Origin of the sequence: Streptomyces sp. NBC_00620, assembly GCF_026341825.1 — a bacterium.
Classification (GTDB): domain Bacteria; phylum Actinomycetota; class Actinomycetes; order Streptomycetales; family Streptomycetaceae; genus Streptomyces.
Map to the genome: position 1 here is coordinate 3799723 of NZ_JAPENY010000001.1, position 14516 is coordinate 3814238.

Annotated in this window: 13 protein-coding genes and 1 pseudogene; 7 read left to right on the forward strand and 7 right to left on the reverse strand. The window is 70.7% G+C overall.

The window, feature by feature from the left end:
• Positions 1-781: pseudogene (locus tag OG246_RS17505) on the forward strand (sulfite exporter TauE/SafE family protein).
• A gap of 13 nt (positions 782-794) precedes the next feature.
• Here the strand turns inward: OG246_RS17505 and OG246_RS17510 are convergent.
• From OG246_RS17510 to OG246_RS17520, 3 genes are all read right to left on the reverse strand, one after another.
• Positions 795-1775 carry a S1C family serine protease gene (locus OG246_RS17510; RefSeq protein WP_266462799.1) on the reverse strand — a complete coding sequence of 327 codons (981 nt, stop codon included), beginning with the start codon at positions 1773-1775 and terminating at the stop codon, positions 795-797.
• Between the two features lie 213 nt (positions 1776-1988).
• Positions 1989-2636, reverse strand: a complete 648-nt coding sequence (locus tag OG246_RS17515) for a class F sortase (RefSeq protein WP_266462801.1) — start codon at positions 2634-2636, stop codon at positions 1989-1991.
• 186 nt (positions 2637-2822) lie between these two features.
• Positions 2823-3341, reverse strand: coding sequence for a hypothetical protein (locus OG246_RS17520; RefSeq protein WP_266462803.1), 519 nt, complete (start codon positions 3339-3341; stop codon positions 2823-2825).
• Between the two features lie 274 nt (positions 3342-3615).
• On the opposite strand from OG246_RS17520, the gene OG246_RS17525 reads away from it, so the two are divergent.
• Entirely contained in the window at positions 3616-3921 is a 306-nt protein-coding gene (locus OG246_RS17525) for a hypothetical protein (RefSeq protein ID WP_266462805.1), read from the forward strand.
• Positions 3922-3955: 34 nt separating this feature from the next.
• Entirely contained in the window at positions 3956-4627 is a 672-nt protein-coding gene (locus tag OG246_RS17530) for an NADPH-dependent FMN reductase (protein ID WP_266462807.1), read from the forward strand.
• Positions 4628-4643: 16 nt separating this feature from the next.
• Here OG246_RS17530 and OG246_RS17535 read toward each other — a convergent pair whose 3' ends face one another.
• Entirely contained in the window at positions 4644-6695 is a 2052-nt protein-coding gene (locus tag OG246_RS17535) for a prolyl oligopeptidase family serine peptidase (RefSeq protein WP_266462809.1), read from the reverse strand.
• A 138-nt stretch (positions 6696-6833) separates the two neighbouring features.
• Between OG246_RS17535 and OG246_RS17540 the strand changes: the two genes are divergently transcribed.
• A complete protein-coding gene (locus OG246_RS17540) occupies positions 6834-7850 on the forward strand; it encodes an alpha/beta fold hydrolase (RefSeq protein ID WP_266462811.1) in 1017 nt (338 codons plus the stop codon).
• Positions 7851-8017: 167 nt separating this feature from the next.
• Positions 8018-9085, forward strand: a complete 1068-nt coding sequence (locus OG246_RS17545; RefSeq protein WP_266464313.1) for a pentapeptide repeat-containing protein — start codon at positions 8018-8020, stop codon at positions 9083-9085.
• A 31-nt stretch (positions 9086-9116) separates the two neighbouring features.
• On the opposite strand, the gene OG246_RS17550 is transcribed toward OG246_RS17545, so the two are convergent.
• From OG246_RS17550 to OG246_RS17560, 3 genes are all read right to left on the reverse strand, one after another.
• The gene (locus OG246_RS17550) at positions 9117-9758 is read right to left on the reverse strand and encodes a DinB family protein (RefSeq protein WP_266462814.1); all 642 of its coding nucleotides are present in this window, start codon (positions 9756-9758) and stop codon (positions 9117-9119) included.
• Positions 9755-11020 carry an MFS transporter gene (locus OG246_RS17555; RefSeq protein ID WP_266462818.1) on the reverse strand — a complete coding sequence of 422 codons (1266 nt, stop codon included), beginning with the start codon at positions 11018-11020 and terminating at the stop codon, positions 9755-9757. The genes OG246_RS17550 and OG246_RS17555 overlap by 4 nt, the downstream gene beginning before the upstream one ends.
• A 90-nt stretch (positions 11021-11110) precedes the next feature.
• Positions 11111-11821 (reverse strand): hypothetical protein, encoded by a 711-nt coding sequence (locus OG246_RS17560; protein WP_266462822.1) that lies wholly within the window; start codon positions 11819-11821, stop codon positions 11111-11113.
• Positions 11822-12206: 385 nt separating this feature from the next.
• Between OG246_RS17560 and OG246_RS17565 the strand changes: the two genes are divergently transcribed.
• Entirely contained in the window at positions 12207-12869 is a 663-nt protein-coding gene (locus tag OG246_RS17565; RefSeq protein ID WP_266462826.1) for a TetR/AcrR family transcriptional regulator, read from the forward strand.
• A 411-nt stretch (positions 12870-13280) separates the two neighbouring features.
• Positions 13281-14414, forward strand: coding sequence for an epoxide hydrolase family protein (locus tag OG246_RS17570; RefSeq protein ID WP_266462829.1), 1134 nt, complete (start codon positions 13281-13283; stop codon positions 14412-14414).
• Positions 14415-14516: the final 102 nt, after the last annotated feature.

Consider the following 14516-nt stretch of genomic DNA (forward strand, 5'->3'; position numbering starts at 1 on the left):
ATGCCCGACATATCGCTGACCATGGTCGCCCTGCTCTGTACAGCCGCGCTCGCGGCGGGCTGGATCGACGCGGTGGTGCGGCGGCGGGCTGCTCCTGCTCCCCGCACTGCTGCTCGGCCTGCCGCCCGGTACCTCCGCCGCGTACGCGCTGGGCACCAACAAGGCGGTGGCGATCGTCGGCACGACGGGTGCGGCGGTGACGTACGCGCGCAAGGCGCCGGTGGACGTGGGCCTGGCCGTACGGATCGGGCTCGCGGCGCTCGCCGGTTCGACCGGGGGTGCGTTCGTCGCGGCGGGCCTGAGCACCGAGGTGCTGAAGCCGGTCGTCATGGTCATCCTGCTGGGCGTCGGGGCCTTCGTGATCCTCAAGCCCGCCTTCGGCACGGCGCCCTCGACCGCTCCGGTCTCCCCGCGCCGGATCCTCGCCGCGATCGGACTCGCGGGCCTCGGCATCGGCTTCTACGACGGGCTCATCGGCCCCGGCACCGGTACGTTCCTGGTGCTCGCCCTCACCGCGCTCCTCCACCTCGACCTGGTGACCGCCTCCGCCACCGCCAAGATCGTCAACTGCTGCACCAACGCCGGCGCCCTCGCGACCTTCGCCTGGAAAGGCACGGTCCACTGGCAGCTGGCCGCGCTGATGGCCGTGTTCAACCTGGCGGGCGGGATGGTCGGGGCGCACACGGCGCTGAAGAAGGGGAGCGGGTTCGTGCGGGTGGTGCTGCTGACTGTGGTGTTCGCGTTGGTGGCGAATATGGGGTATCAGCAGTGGGTGGCGTAGTGGCGGCGGAGCATCACTTCTTCAGTGTGATGGTGGATTCCCAGGCATCGCCGAACGCGTACGTTGTCCCGTCGGAGAACTGCCCGCTCTCCGTAGCCACGCCCTCGAGGCTGAGCTTCTCGCCCGGTGCGGACGACTGAAGGATGTTGCACACCTGCGGGACGGCGTTGACCGCGGTGTTCTTGACGTGGGTGATGACGTCACCGGCGGCTACGCCCTCGCTGGCCGGAGAGTTGCTGTCCACGCTCTTCACGTAGAGACCGTCGATCTCCTTGTTGAGGAGACGCTTCTGAATCGCGTTCGCATCGGCCTGGTCGTTCTCGGAGAAGTAGTAGGCGAAGTTGGGGTCGGAAACCGAGACCAGTCCCTGCCATCCGGGATTGTTCTGGCCCTTTCCCTCGGCGAGGCCCTGGAGATGGGGCTGGGCGTGCTTGCTGCTGATGGAGTAGTACTGGCCCTCGGTGCCCGAGAGGCTGAACGAATTGATTCCGACGAGTTCCGCGTTGTCGTTGAGCAACGGGCCTCCGGAATTGCCCGCGTTGAGCGTTGCCGAATGCTGGACGGTGGACGGCAGATCGGGCGAGGAGGAGAAGCCCGTCGCGGCGACGTCGGGCGACTGGACCACGCCGGTGGTGAGCACGGCTTTCTGCTGACTGGCGTCGCCGGCCGCCTCCGGATAGCCGATCGCCGTCACTTCGTCACCCTGACCGAGTTCGCCGCTGTCGCCGAACTCGACCTGTTTCAGGTCCTCTTGCGGTGTGGAGAGTTTCACGACCGCCAGGTCCTCGCAGGGATCGCTGGCCATCAGCCGAACCGGCACGGGCCCACCGTCCGCGATGCGGACCTGGAGGGCGGTCTGGCCGGCGACCACGTGGGCATTGGTGAGGATGAGACCTTGTTCGGCGTCGTAGATGATCCCCGTACCACTCGACTCGTTACCGAGTACCTGAACGGTCGCCGGCGCCACCCGATCGAAGATCTCATCCGGAGACATGTCGTCGGCTCTTGCCTCCGTCGCGGTTGTCGCCGTGATACCGCCACTCAAAGCAATGGCTGACACGGCAGTGACGACCATTCTGGCAATCGGCCACATCAGGGCCTCCTAGCTCCCGGCCGAGGCGCCAACACTCAGGCCAGGGAAAAGAATCTGCCCTTTTTCAGCGTAATGCCGCCACCGACCTCTGTCGCGGCGAGAGACCCCCGCCGGTCAGCCGTCGCGGCTGCCCGTCAGATGGGCGAAGACGACCACGTTCCCCTGGTATCCCGTCGACTTCGAGTACCCGCCGCCGCAGGTGATGACGCGCAGCTCGGGTCGGTGCGCGGCGCCGTACACCTTCTCGTCGGGGAAGTCGTGGGCGTCGTACATCTCGACGGCGTCCACGGTGAAGACGGCCGTACTGCTGTCACGGCGCTCCACCTCGATGTTGGTGCCCTTCTTGAGGGCGCCGAGGTCGTAGAAGACGGCGGGGCCCTCGGCGTTGTCGACGTGTCCGGCGACGATGGCGGTGCCCTGCTCACCGGGGGTGGTGCCCGCCTCGTACCAGCCGGCGAGGTTCTTCTTCGCGGCGGGCGGGACGTCCAGGCTGCCCGGCGGGGTGAGGCCGAGGCCCATCAGGGGGGCGTTCACCTGGATCGAGGGGATGCGGATGCGGTCGGGCGGGGAGTGCGGAAGCGCGGGGGCCGCGGGTGACTCCTCCTTGAGCCGGTCGGTGCTGGCCTGCGCGGCCGACGGCTGGGGCGGCGCATGCGTCTCGGCGCCGCTGCGCAGCAGCCAGGCGCCGGAGCAGAGGGCGACGACGGTGACGGAGGCTATCGCGATGTTGCCGACCTTGCTGACGTTGCTGAACCGGCGCACGCGGGCCTCCTCTCTGGGTCCGGTTCTGGTCTGGGTTCGGTTGTGTACGGGCCCGGTTGTGTACGGGCCCGGTGTGCAGGGGTCGATCTGTTTCGGGTCCCCTTCCCCCTCCGGGCCGCGAGGGGCGTCGGGCCACGGAGGGGGAGGGGACTGCGGTACCGGCGGACGGACAGCGGAGGGTGTCCGTCAGATCCCGTCGCCTCTCGCCCGGCGATGCAGGAGCCAGGTACCGCCCGCGGCTGCGACGGCCAGGGCCGCCACTCCTGCCGCGGTCTGCACGGGGTCGGGGCCGAGTGCGCCGCCGACCCCCGTCTTCACATGTCCGCGCGGATGGATCTGTTCGCGCGTGGAGGTCAGGGTCACCATCAGGTCGCCCGTGACCTGCCGGCCGCCGGTGCACTTCGCGACGATCTCGTACGTCCCCGGCTGCGCGCTCGGCGGCACCCGGAACTGCCCGATCACGTCCTGCTCGTGCGCGCTGGGGGCCAGCGTGAACGAGCCCGCGCCCACCGCGCTTGCGTCGCCCGCGGCGGTGCCGTCCGCACCGCACGCCGACGTGTTCACCGTGACGTCACCGCCGGGCACGACGGTGGACGGGTACACCTCGAGGCTGCCGGCGTCCCCGCTGTACGCGGGCGCGGCGGCGAGGCCCGCGGCGGCGACGGCGAGCGCGGTACCGGTCACCAGACGGGCTGTGCGTCGCATGGTTGCTTGCTCCTCCGAGGGGGCGCGGCCGGCGACACCCCCAAGCGCCGCTGGATCGGTCGTGCCCCTGCCCTTCCGAGGTAAGTGGCACATGGCCGGGCGCGCTTCCTGATGACACGTCAGAAATGATGTGAACGGGTGTCAGACGGGAGCGCCGGGAGGGTTGGATCGGCGGCATTCCGGCAGGTCACCGGGGTGTGGGTGGTGCGTCGCGGAAAAGAACCCGAAGGGTGTGGGGTGGGGGTGTGAACGGGTGATCGGGGGTGGAGGGGCGGTGGGGTCAGGGCGGGGGCGCCCGGCCGGGCAAGGTGACGTCGGCCGGAGTCCGGTGGTGGCGGCGTCCGCGGGGCGCGGCCCGCGCGGGCGTCTGCGGCCTATGCCGTCGGTGCCGCTCGCGCTGCTCGTGCCGCTCGCGCTGCTCGTGCCGCTCGCGCTGCTCGTGCCGCTCGCGCTGCCCGTGCTGCTCACGCCGCCTGCGCTGCTCATGCTGCCCGTACCGCTCATGCCGCTCACGCCGTCTGCGCCGCCCTTCCCGTCCGCACCGCCCGCCCCACCCATGCCGCCCGCGCTGCCGGCTTGACCTCGACAAAGGTTGAGGTATGAGGCTGTGCGTCATGAAGACAGCCACAGCTGATTCCACCGCCACCGCTCCCACCGCCACCGCGGCTGACGCCCCCGCCCCTGGCAGCGCCCCCGCCCCTCTCCCGGAACCCGACCCCCCTGTACGTCTCACCCTCGTCGTAGGCAGCAACCGCGAGGGCCGATTCGGTCCCGTCGTGGCCGACTGGCTGCTCAGCCGGATCCGCGAACGCGACGACTTCCTCCCCGAGGTCGTCGACGTCGCCTCGGTCCAGCTCCCCACGACGTTCTCCGCGAGCTCCGAGGCGGCCGACGAGCTGGCCAAGGTGACCCCGGCCCTCGCCGCCGCCGACGCGTTCGTCGTGCTCACGCCCGAGTACAACCACTCCTTCCCCGCGGGCCTGAAGAACCTGATCGACTGGCACTACACCGAGTGGCGCGCCAAGCCCGTGGCCCTCGTCTCCTACGGCGGCCTCGCCGGAGGCCTCCGTGCCGCCGAACACCTCCGCCAGGTCTTCGCCGAACTCCACGCCGTCACGGTGCGCGACACGGTGTCGTTCCACGGCGCGGGCGCCTCGTTCGACGAGGAGGGGAAGCCTCGGGACACCGCGGGCCCGGCGGCGGCAGCGGATGTGATGCTGGATCAGCTTGCCTGGTGGGCAAGGGCGTTGAGGGAGGCGAAGAAGAAGCACCCCTACGTCGGGTGAGGCGCCCACTCGTCGATCACCGGGGAGGCACGCCCAAGTTCCGCTGATAGAACCGCACTTGGTGCCACAGCAGTTCCTCGGTGATCGGCGTTCCCATCGCCTGATGCCCGACACCGGGCAGGAGCAGCAGCTCGTGCGGGCGCCCGGCGGCCAGCAGGGCGCTGGACAGGCGCAGGGTGTTGGCCGGGTGGACGTTGGTGTCGGCGAGGCCGTGCATCAGGAGCAGTGGCCGGGTGAGCCGAGGCGCGGCGCGCAGCAGCGAGTCGGTCTCGTACCGCGCCGGGAACTCGTCGGGATGGCCGAGGAACCGCTCGCGCCAGTGGGCGTGGTAGAGCCGCTGGTCGGTGACGCCCGCCCCGGCGACCGAGGCGTGGAAGACGTCCGGGCGGCGCAGTACGGCGAGCGCGGCGAGGGCGCCGCCGAAGGACCAGCCGCGGATACCGACGCGACCCGGGTCGAGGTCGGCGTGGAGCCGGGCGGCCTCGTGCAGCGCGGCCACCTGGTCCTCGAGCACCGGTCCGAACAGGTCGCCGTGGACCTCGCGTTCCCAGTCGGGCCCGCGCCCCGGAGTGCCGCGCCCGTCGGTCACCAGAACCGCGAAGCCCTGCTCGGCGAACCACTGCGCCACGAGCGACCGCCACTCCAGTTCGGCGGTGACCCGCTGTCTGCCCGCCCCGCCGTACGGGTCGAGGAGGACCGGCAGCCGCCCGCTGCCCGGCCGGTGCCAGGACGGGAGATGGAGTACGGCGCGCAGTTCGCGGGGTCCGAGCACGAGCCGCGTCGCGTGTACGTCGAGCACCGGCCGCTCGGCCAACGAGTCGATGGGGAGGGCCGGTTGGCCCTCCCGCAGTACAGCGGTCCGCCCGCCCGGCCGGTCCGCACACCGGGCGACCCGGACCAGGGTCCCGCCGTGGCGCACACCGGAGTGCACCCCTGGCTCGACGCTCAGCCGCCGCAGGCCGCCGGCGGCCGGGTACGTCCACAGGTGGGTCTCGGCCGGATCTTCGGACGCGGTGAACAGCAGGTCGTCGCCCTCGATGCCGAGCACGGCCCGCAGCTGAAGCCGGGGTGGTGTGACGGTCGTTCCGCCAACCGTCAGATACCTGGTGCCGCGCAGATCGGCGTGTGCGACGACGGCGCCGGAGCCGGTGCGCGCGGGCAGGCCGGGGATCAGCTGCACCCAGCGCTCGTCGCGCTGTTCGTTCAGCACTCTCGTCCGGCCGCGGGCCGGGTCGATCCCGAGAAAGCGGACCGTGCGCTGGTCACGGGACTGCACGACGGCGTACGGGCCGTGGGCGTCCCACCCGGCGCCCACCACGTACTCGAACGCCCGCCGGTCCCAACGCACTTCGGTCCGTGACCCGCCCTCGGCCCCCGCGATCCACAGCGTCACCTCGGCGTTGGCCCTTCCGGCCGCCGCGTAGCGCACGGCGCGCGGAGGCTTGGCGGGCTCGGCCGGGTCGGTGATGTGCCAGAGCTCGACCGCCGCGGAATCCGTGCGCGCGACCAGCAGCTGTTCGCCGTCCGGCGCCCACCAGTACCCGCGCGGACCGTCCGTCGACGTGGCGCCCGTGTGCTCACCGACCCCGTACGTGACATCCGGCCCGTCGGGCGCCAGGACCGCCCGGTCCCCGGTCCCGTCGGCCTCGGTCATCCGCAGGGCGCCGCCGCATGCGTACGCGATCCGCCGTCCGGTGGGATCGGGCCGGGGGTCGGTCACCGGACCCTCGACGGGTGCCCGCCGGGCCCGGCCGCCGCCGGTGTCCACCGTCCACAACCCACCGGCCAGTGAGAAGGCGACCAGCCCGGCGGCGGCCCGGTCGGTGGCATAGGCCTCGATCCCGATCGCCTGCCCGGGCGCGTCGACCAGCTTCGCGGGATCCGCGAGCAGGCGCTCCGTCCCGGAGGCGAGGTCCAGCGCCCACAGACAGGCGACGGGATCGTCACCCGCGCGACTGCGCAGGAACAGCACGGCCGATCCGTCCGGCGTCACCGTGAACCGTTCGGGGACGCCGAGCTCGAAGCGTCGCGTGCGGACGAGTTGGCCGGGCAGGGAGATCGTCGCCATGCCTGGCTTCCTGCCCCGGCCCAACCGACTCAAACAGGTGTTCGAAATGATGGCCGTCCGGGGGTGTTGCCGAGTGCACCGTCGGCCGGGTGGGCAGGGCCATGGTGAGGCGTCGAGGGCGTTCATAGTGTCGTCGGCATGGCTGATGACGGACGTAACGACAGCACGGACAACACCATGGGCACGGCTCCGGAATCCGCGGGGCTCTCGCGGAGGCGCGCGCTGTGGGGGCTGGCGGCGGGCGGTTCCGCGCTCGCCCTCGGCGCGGGTGCGGGGACGGTGAGCGCGGCCGGGGGGCGCGGTAGCGGCAGGGTGAGTACGTACGTTCTGGTGCACGGCACGCACAGTGCCGGTGCCTTCTGGAGCGCGATCGGCAGGGAACTGGCGCTGCGCGGCCACCGCGTCGTCGCGGTGGACCAACCGCTGCACGGCGCCGAGGAGTTCGTGCCACAGGCGTACCAGACGCAGGACCCGGCCGCCCTCGCGACGGAACCCTCACCGGTCGCCGCGCTCACCCTTGACGACTTCGAGCGGCGCGTCACGGATGCCGTACGCCGTGCCGCGCGGCTCGGCGGGCCCGTGGTGCTGGTCGGGCACAGCATGGGCGGTCTCTCGGTCAGCAGGGTCGCCGACGCCGTCCCCGAACTCCTCGCGCACATCTGCTACATGGCCGCCTTCTGCCCGAGTCGCAGCATGCCGTCCCTGAACGACTGCGCGGCCTCGCCCGAAGGGCAGCACTCCATCAGTCCGCTGGAGCAGGTCATCGGGGACCCCGGGAAACTGGGTGTGCTGCGGCTCAACTGGCGTACCAGCAGCCGTCGTGACCTCGCGGTGTTCAAGGAGATGATCTGCGCGGACCGCACGGACGCCGAGTTCCTGCGGGTGCTGGGGGGCATGCAGACGGACGAGTCGATGACGGCGTACGAGGGCCGGGCCGTCGGGCGGGCCGGCACCTGGGGGCGGATCCCCCGCACGTATCTGCGGTTCGGCAAGGACAGGACCATTGCCCCCGAGCTCCAGGACCGCATGATCGCGGAGGCCGACCAACTCACCCCGGGCAACCGCTTCACGGTCCACAACTTCCCCGGCGCCGGCCACCTCGGCCCCTCGGACCCGGCACGCGTGACGGACCTCCTGCACGGTCTGTCGCGGTAGCCGCCGGAGCTCAACTGCCGCTCGGGGGCCCGGATCACACTCCTGACGTCGTCCTATAGGCTCCCGTTCTCATGGAGACGGGGGACCCGGGCCACGGTCGGCGGCCGTGGCACGAGCGGCCGGGCAGGCATCGTACGACTGTGGCGCTGATCGCCGGGGCGGCCGGACTGGCCGTCCTGGGCGCCGTGTTCGTGCTTCTGCCGGGTGTGGTGGTCGACCACGATCTCGCCGGGGCGAGCGTCGACCCGAAGGACCGGCTGAGCGCGGTGAACTCCGTCCGTACGACACTTCTGCAGGTCGTCGGAGGCCTGGTCGTGCTGTTCGGGGCGTACGCCACGTGGCGGCAACTGCGGGTGAGCCAGGAGGGTTTGCGTGCCACGCAGGAGGGCTACGTCACCGACCGGTTCACCCGGGCGGTCGACCAACTCGGCAGCGACAAGCTGGATGTGCGCATCGGCGGGCTGCACGCGCTGTGGCGGATAGCGGAGCAGTCCGGCCGGGACCGCGAGGCCATCATCTCGATCCAGGCCGCGTATCTGCGTACGCATCTGCCGTGGCCGCCCACCGGACCGGAGTCACCCGCGGCGGACGCACCCATCAACGACGTGGCACCCCTCGAAACCCGCGCCGCCGACACCCAGGTGGCCCTGACCGCGCTCGGCGTGCTGTGCCAACACCGGGAGAATTCCTGGGTCAACGTCAGCGCCACCGACCTGCGACGGGCCGACTGCGACGGGCTGTGGCTGCACGAGGTCAACCTCGACCGCGCCTGTATGGAGGCGGCGGGTCTCTACCACGCCAATCTGACCCAGGCGTCGCTGGTCTCGGTGAACCTGCGGCATGCCGACATGAAGACCGCGATTGTCCGCCGTGCCCGCTGCGTGCTGGCCGATCTGCGGGGTGCGCGGCTGGTTGAAACCGACCTGCGTGACGCCGACTTCACCGAGGCCGATCTGCGCGAGGCGAACCTTCGCAAGGCCGACGCCCGGAGCACGGTCTTTCGCCGTGCCGACCTGCGCCTGGCCGACCTGCGCGGCACCGACCTGAGCACGGCCGACCTGGCCGAAGCACGCCTGACGGGCGCTCTGGCCAGCGAACACACCCGCTGGCCCACCGGCTTCGACCACTCGGCCGCCGGTGTCATCGACTCCGAGGATCCGGGCCCCGAGCCCTCCCCGCTGCTCCAGCCGCCGGCGATGTCCGGGCAGAAACCGCCGCTGCGTTCCCTGGCGTGACCAGGTGTGCTGTCGTCCCTGAGTGGGGCAGTCAGTCGGCTGCCGCACGGGGTTGGCGTACGCCCCCCAGCCGCACAGCGTCCGCCTCCTGAGCCGCACGCTCCAGCCGAAGTCGACGCTCCTCCCGCGACGCCGCGTCGCCGGACGCCATGTCGTCGTTCCCGGGCCGGTGTCCCACAGCCCCGTCGATGAGTTCCCGGATGATGTCGGCGTGCCCGGCGTGCCGGTCGGTCTCGGTGATCACGTGGACGAGCGTTCGGTGGAGCGTGACCGTCTTCCGCATCTCCTTCCGCATGTCACCGGGCAGACGGCCGAGCGCGTCGAGGGCCAGCGCGTCGATCGTCGCGTCCGAGTGGGCCCACACCCGGCGGTACCGCCCGACGATCTCCTCACGGGTCTCATCGGCCGTCGCCCAGAGGTCCGAGTCCGGCTCGGCGTCGCTGCCGGGGACCCAGGGCGGGGTCGGCCCGCCGAACGGCCTGTCGTAGGTGTCCCCGAGGTACACGGCCTCGGCACCGGTCATGTGCTTGACCAGCCCCAGCAGGTTGGTACCGGTCGGAGTCATCGGCCGGCGGATGTCGTACTCCGACAGCCCTTCGAGCTTCCAGAGCAGAGTGTCGCGAGCGTCCTGAAGATGGATGCGGAGGTCGTCCTTGGGGTCTGATCCGATCATGCGGTCAGTCTGCCGCTCGGGCGATCGGCGTTCACCACCTTTTTCGGTGCCTCGAACTGAGCCTGCTCGGCGTGCTGTTGACGCTGGGCCCATCGGACGGCGAGCGGCGCCGCCAGACCCGTCAGGGCGAACAGTGCGCCTACGACGTACCAGCCGGGGCGGCCCCAGGTGATGCAGAGCGAGATGAGCAGGACCGGTCCGAGGGCTTCGGCCAGGCCGGCGCCCAGGCCGAACACGCCCAGGTACTGGCCGGTGGCGCGCTCCGGGGCGAGGGCGAAGGACACCTCGAACCCGGCGGCAGAGTGCCACAGTTCGCCCACCGCGTGGATCACCACGGCGGCCAGAAGCAGGGTCGCGGCAGCCCATGCCGGTATCCCCGCGGCGAGTGAGATCAGTGAGCAGGAGACGAGAAAGGCCACACCCGACCGGCGGTAGGCGCTTCCGCCGGCCGTGGGGGAGTCGATGCCGCGGCTGGCCCGTACCTGGAACGCGATGACGATCACGGTGTTGACGAGCATGGTGCCCGAGATGAGCCAGCGCGGCGCGGTGGTCGCCACGACCAGCCAGAGCGGCAGGGCCACGGTCAGCACCTTGAACTGGATGGCCATCACGCCGTCGAGGGCGGTGAGCAGGAGGTAGGGGCGGTCCCGCAGGGCGAGCCGGCGTGGGCCGCCACCAGTGGCGGGGGCGGGCGCGACCGCGGGCAGGCGGACCAGGACGACCGCCGAGGCCGCGGTGGAGGCCGCGATGCCGAGAACGAGAAGCTCGTAGGCGCTGTGCGTGCCGACCTGCACGGCCCAGCCCGCCAGCAGCGCGCCGAGGGAGATGCCCACGTTGGTCACCGAACGGAGATAGGCCCGGAACTCCTGCGGCCGGTCACCTCCGTAGTGCCTGATGAGCGGGCTGCGCGCGGCAACTCCGGCCGCCTGCGCCCCAGTTGCCGCGCACACCGCCAGCACGAACGGCCAGAAGCTGTCAGCCAGTACGAAGCAGGCGGTAGCCGCCGCCCGGACGACAAGGGTGGCCGCGTAGACGCCCCGCGCTCCATACCTGTCCGCGAGGTGCCCCGCGCCGAAGCCCAGGGCGAGCGAGACGAAACCGGCGATGCCGAGCCCCAACCCCACCTGGGCCGCCGGGAGATGAACCGACTGGGTGAAGTACAGAACCCCGGCGGTCAGGTAGAGGCCGCTGCCGATGGTGTAGATGAAGTTCGATGCGGCGAGGACGCGCTGAGGTCCGGCATCCGGCAGCAAGTTGGGCATGACGTGGCTCCGCGTCCGTGGCAGGCGGTAAGGGCCGGTCAAGCTTGTTGCATATTACTTGCAATAACAAGAGTGGGGCGATTGATTGGGCTACCGACGGCTCTCGCTGCTGTGTGTGGGTGTCGGCGCGGGCGTCCCGGTCGCGTCGGACGGCGTGCCGTACTTCTTGATGTCGCTCACCGTCGAGAGTTGTACGCCGTCCCAGCGGAACCGCATGACCTGCTCGGCGCCGTCATCGCTCGCCGCGTGCAGCAGCAGGTCGCTGCCGTGGGTGTGGACGGCCACGTGCCTGCCGGTGGTGGTCAGGACCGGGTAGACCTTCCCGTCGCGCACGGAGTAGACGGCGAGGAGTGTGTGGCCGCCCTCCGTGTCGACGGCCACCAGGAGCTCGGGGTTGCTGTTGCCCGACAGGTCCATGTACTGGGGCGACCGGATGCCCGGCTGTCCCGGACTGTCGATCAGTGGATGGTCGGCGTGCGGCTCCATTTCGGGATCGGCGCGCATGATCGCCCGTACGTCCATCCCGGCCAGCCCCTCGGGGCCGACGGCCGGCAGCCCCTTCAGCGCCTCCGGCGACCGGTACGCGGAGGTGTCGGCGCCGGGCGACGCGGAGGGCGTGCCCGGCCAGGCCGTCCACACCGACTCGGGCCCCGGCGGCGCGAACGGTGGCTCGGGCACCCGCGCGCCCAGCGTGTTCGTACTGGGGCGGCTGAGTGAGAGCACGCCGGAGGCCGCCGTGGCGACGCAGGCGACCATCGCGGCGAGGCAGGCGCCGAGGAAGAGACCGAAACGCAGGTTCATGGCACAACCGTCGAGACAGGGGCGGGTGGGCGCTGTCGACGGTAGCGGCCGCTTCATCACGGAAATCGGGACGTTCTGTAACAGGGGGCCTTAATTCCCTTGGGGAACCTGAGGTCGGGACTTCTGGCCTGTCCGGTGGTCCCGGACCGGCTGATCGTGTGGTGGTTGCGGATGCGGATGGCGAGTGCGCCCAACCGGAAGTCGCAGTGCTTCCTTCGGCCGGACGGGGCTGAGGCGAGCGTGAGGGTAGCCGTCAGGACCGCAGAGGATGGCGAGCGGCCGGTTTGTGCGGGATGCCGTAGGTGCGGGTGTGCTGCCGCGTCGTGGTGGCGATGATCATCCGTTGATTTGTACATCTGTTCTTAAGGCTTATACGTTTGTGTCCATGCTGCACATCGAACCGCCGTCGGCGGACCCTCCCGAAGGTGAAACGGCCAAGGAAATGGCCGGTGGTGAGCGCCGGACCTCCGCCGAATCGGGTGGCGGGCGGCGACGGACCCGTCGCAACGACCCCGGCCGCAAGACGCACATTCTGGACGCCACCCTCGACGTCATTGCGGATCATGGGGTGGCCGGGACGACGCATCGGCACATCGCTGCCCGGGCCGGCGTGCCGCTCGGGTCGATCACCTACCACTTCGCCAGCTTGACCGATCTCCAGACGCAGGCGTTCGCCCGGCATGTCGAACTGCAGTCCGCGGTGTTTGAGAATCTGTTCGAGGATGTCGAAACGCACGAGCAATTCGTTGATGTCCTGGTCGATCTCGTCCACGGAGGTCCTGCCAGGCACCGCAGTGCGGTCCTCGGCTTCGAGCTGCACCTGGCGGCCCTCCGCAACCCCGGACTGCGAGCCCTGACGCAGGCATGGACGGAGGACAGCCGCACCGTTCTGGCCCGTTTCACCGGCCCGGACAGCGCCGCCCGCCTGGACCCCCTGCTTGAGGGAATGATCATGCATGCTCTGCTCACGACTGCGCCGGAGTCGCGCGAGAGGACGCGGGACGCGATCGACCAGACGCTCGGCCCAGCCGGTCGGCCGGGATCGTGACCGGAGCGTCTGCCGCCGTCCCGGCGGCGCCGACAGCGCGGGAGGTGACGGCGGGTGCGAGGGCGACCTACGCGGTCTTCGCCGGTCTGGGGCTCGCCGGGTCGACCTGGTCCTCCCGGCTCCCCGAGGTCCGCACGCAGCTGAATCTCGACTCGGCATCACTGGGACTCCTGCTGCTCACCATCGCCGTCGGCGGCGTGATCGTGCTGCCTCTGTCAGGAACGTCGTCACACGCATCGGCCCCCGCCGGGCCGTCACCGTCGTCGCACTGCTCGTCAGCACGAGCCTCATGGCCCTGTCCGCTGTGATCGCCGGGACCACCCGCCGGTCCCCCGACAACCACACGCAGAGCGGCTCCGACACCCAGGCACGCACCGCTGTCATGTGAGAACGAACCCCTTGGAGACCCCCATGACCCGCCACGCGCCCGTGATCGCCGTCCCCGAGGCCGAGCTGAACGAGCTGCGCTCACGGCTGCTCAACACACGCTGGCCGACCCCCTGGCCCGCCACAGGCTGGGAGGCCGGCACCGACTTCGGCGAACTGCGACGCCTCGTCACCTACTGGGCCTCCGAATACGACTGGCGTGTCCACGAAGCCACCATCAACGCCCTGCCGTCCCATCTCGCAGATATCGACGGAACCCCCGTCCACTACCTCCGCTTCGACGGCGAACACCCCGGCGCCCTGCCGATCGTCCTGACCAACGGGTGGCCCAGTTCCTTCCTCGAACTGACCACCCTCGCCCGTCGGCTGGCCACGCCGTCGCGGTACGGGGGCGACGCCGCCGACGCGTTCACCGTCATCGTCCCCTCGCTGCCCGGATTCGCCTTCTCACCTCAGCGGCCCTCGCTCTCCGAGCGGCCGCAGACCCACGAGATCTGGCACCGGCTCATGCACGGCGAACTCGGCTTCGCACGCTACGCCGCGCACGGCGGCGACCTGGGCGCCGGCATCACCTCCCGGCTCGGTGAAGCCCACCCCGAGGCCGTGGCGGGCATCCATCTGACGGCGGTCGCCGGCCCGGTCGCCTATGACGCGGCCGGTGTCACCCCCGAGGAGCAGGAGTACCTCGATTCCGTCGCGATGTGGTCCGCGGAAGAGGGCGGGTACCAGCACCAACAGAGCACCCGCCCTCTCACCCTGAGCTACGGTCTGGCCGACTCACCGACCGGGCTGCTCGCCTGGATCGTCGAGAAGTACCGTGCGTGGAGCGACTGCGGGGGAGACCTGTCGTCCCGGTTCAGCGACGACTTCCTCCTCACACAGGCGTCGCTCTACTGGTTCACCGGCACCATCTCGACCTCCTTCCGGCCCTACTACGAATACGCCCAGCGGCTGACGAGGCGGGTGGAACGGGTCAACGTGCCCACGGCCCTCGCTCTGTTCCCGGCCGACCTCACCCAGCCGCCCCGCAGCTGGGCCGAGCGCACGTACAACATCACGAGGTACACCCGCATGCCCCGTGGCGGACACTTCGCCGCCCACGAAGAACCCGAACTCCTCGCGCACGACCTCACCGCGTTCTTCCGCGCACACCGGTGAACACCGAAACCCGTGAGGGTTCTTGAGCCTCAGCACCAACGCGCCCGTAGCCGGATCGACTTACCTGTCGTCGTCGGCGCCCGGATCCCGCAGGGGCCGCGC

What these genes read in the sequence shown, in the direction of transcription:
- OG246_RS17510 (WP_266462799.1), bottom strand. Translation starts at nt 1,775, where the DNA reads ATGTCTCCGGATGAGATCTTCGATCGGGTGGCGCCGGCGACCGTTCAG.
- OG246_RS17520 (WP_266462803.1), bottom strand. Translation starts at nt 3,341, where the DNA reads ATGCGACGCACAGCCCGTCTGGTGACCGGTACCGCGCTCGCCGTCGCC.
- OG246_RS17530 (WP_266462807.1), top strand. Translation starts at nt 3,956, where the DNA reads ATGAAGACAGCCACAGCTGATTCCACCGCCACCGCTCCCACCGCCACC.
- OG246_RS17535 (WP_266462809.1), bottom strand. Translation starts at nt 6,695, where the DNA reads ATGGCGACGATCTCCCTGCCCGGCCAACTCGTCCGCACGCGACGCTTC.
- OG246_RS17540 (WP_266462811.1), top strand. Translation starts at nt 6,834, where the DNA reads ATGGCTGATGACGGACGTAACGACAGCACGGACAACACCATGGGCACG.
- OG246_RS17550 (WP_266462814.1), bottom strand. Translation starts at nt 9,758, where the DNA reads ATGATCGGATCAGACCCCAAGGACGACCTCCGCATCCATCTTCAGGAC.
- OG246_RS17555 (WP_266462818.1), bottom strand. Translation starts at nt 11,020, where the DNA reads ATGCCCAACTTGCTGCCGGATGCCGGACCTCAGCGCGTCCTCGCCGCA.
- OG246_RS17560 (WP_266462822.1), bottom strand. Translation starts at nt 11,821, where the DNA reads ATGAACCTGCGTTTCGGTCTCTTCCTCGGCGCCTGCCTCGCCGCGATG.
- OG246_RS17565 (WP_266462826.1), top strand. Translation starts at nt 12,207, where the DNA reads ATGCTGCACATCGAACCGCCGTCGGCGGACCCTCCCGAAGGTGAAACG.
- OG246_RS17570 (WP_266462829.1), top strand. Translation starts at nt 13,281, where the DNA reads ATGACCCGCCACGCGCCCGTGATCGCCGTCCCCGAGGCCGAGCTGAAC.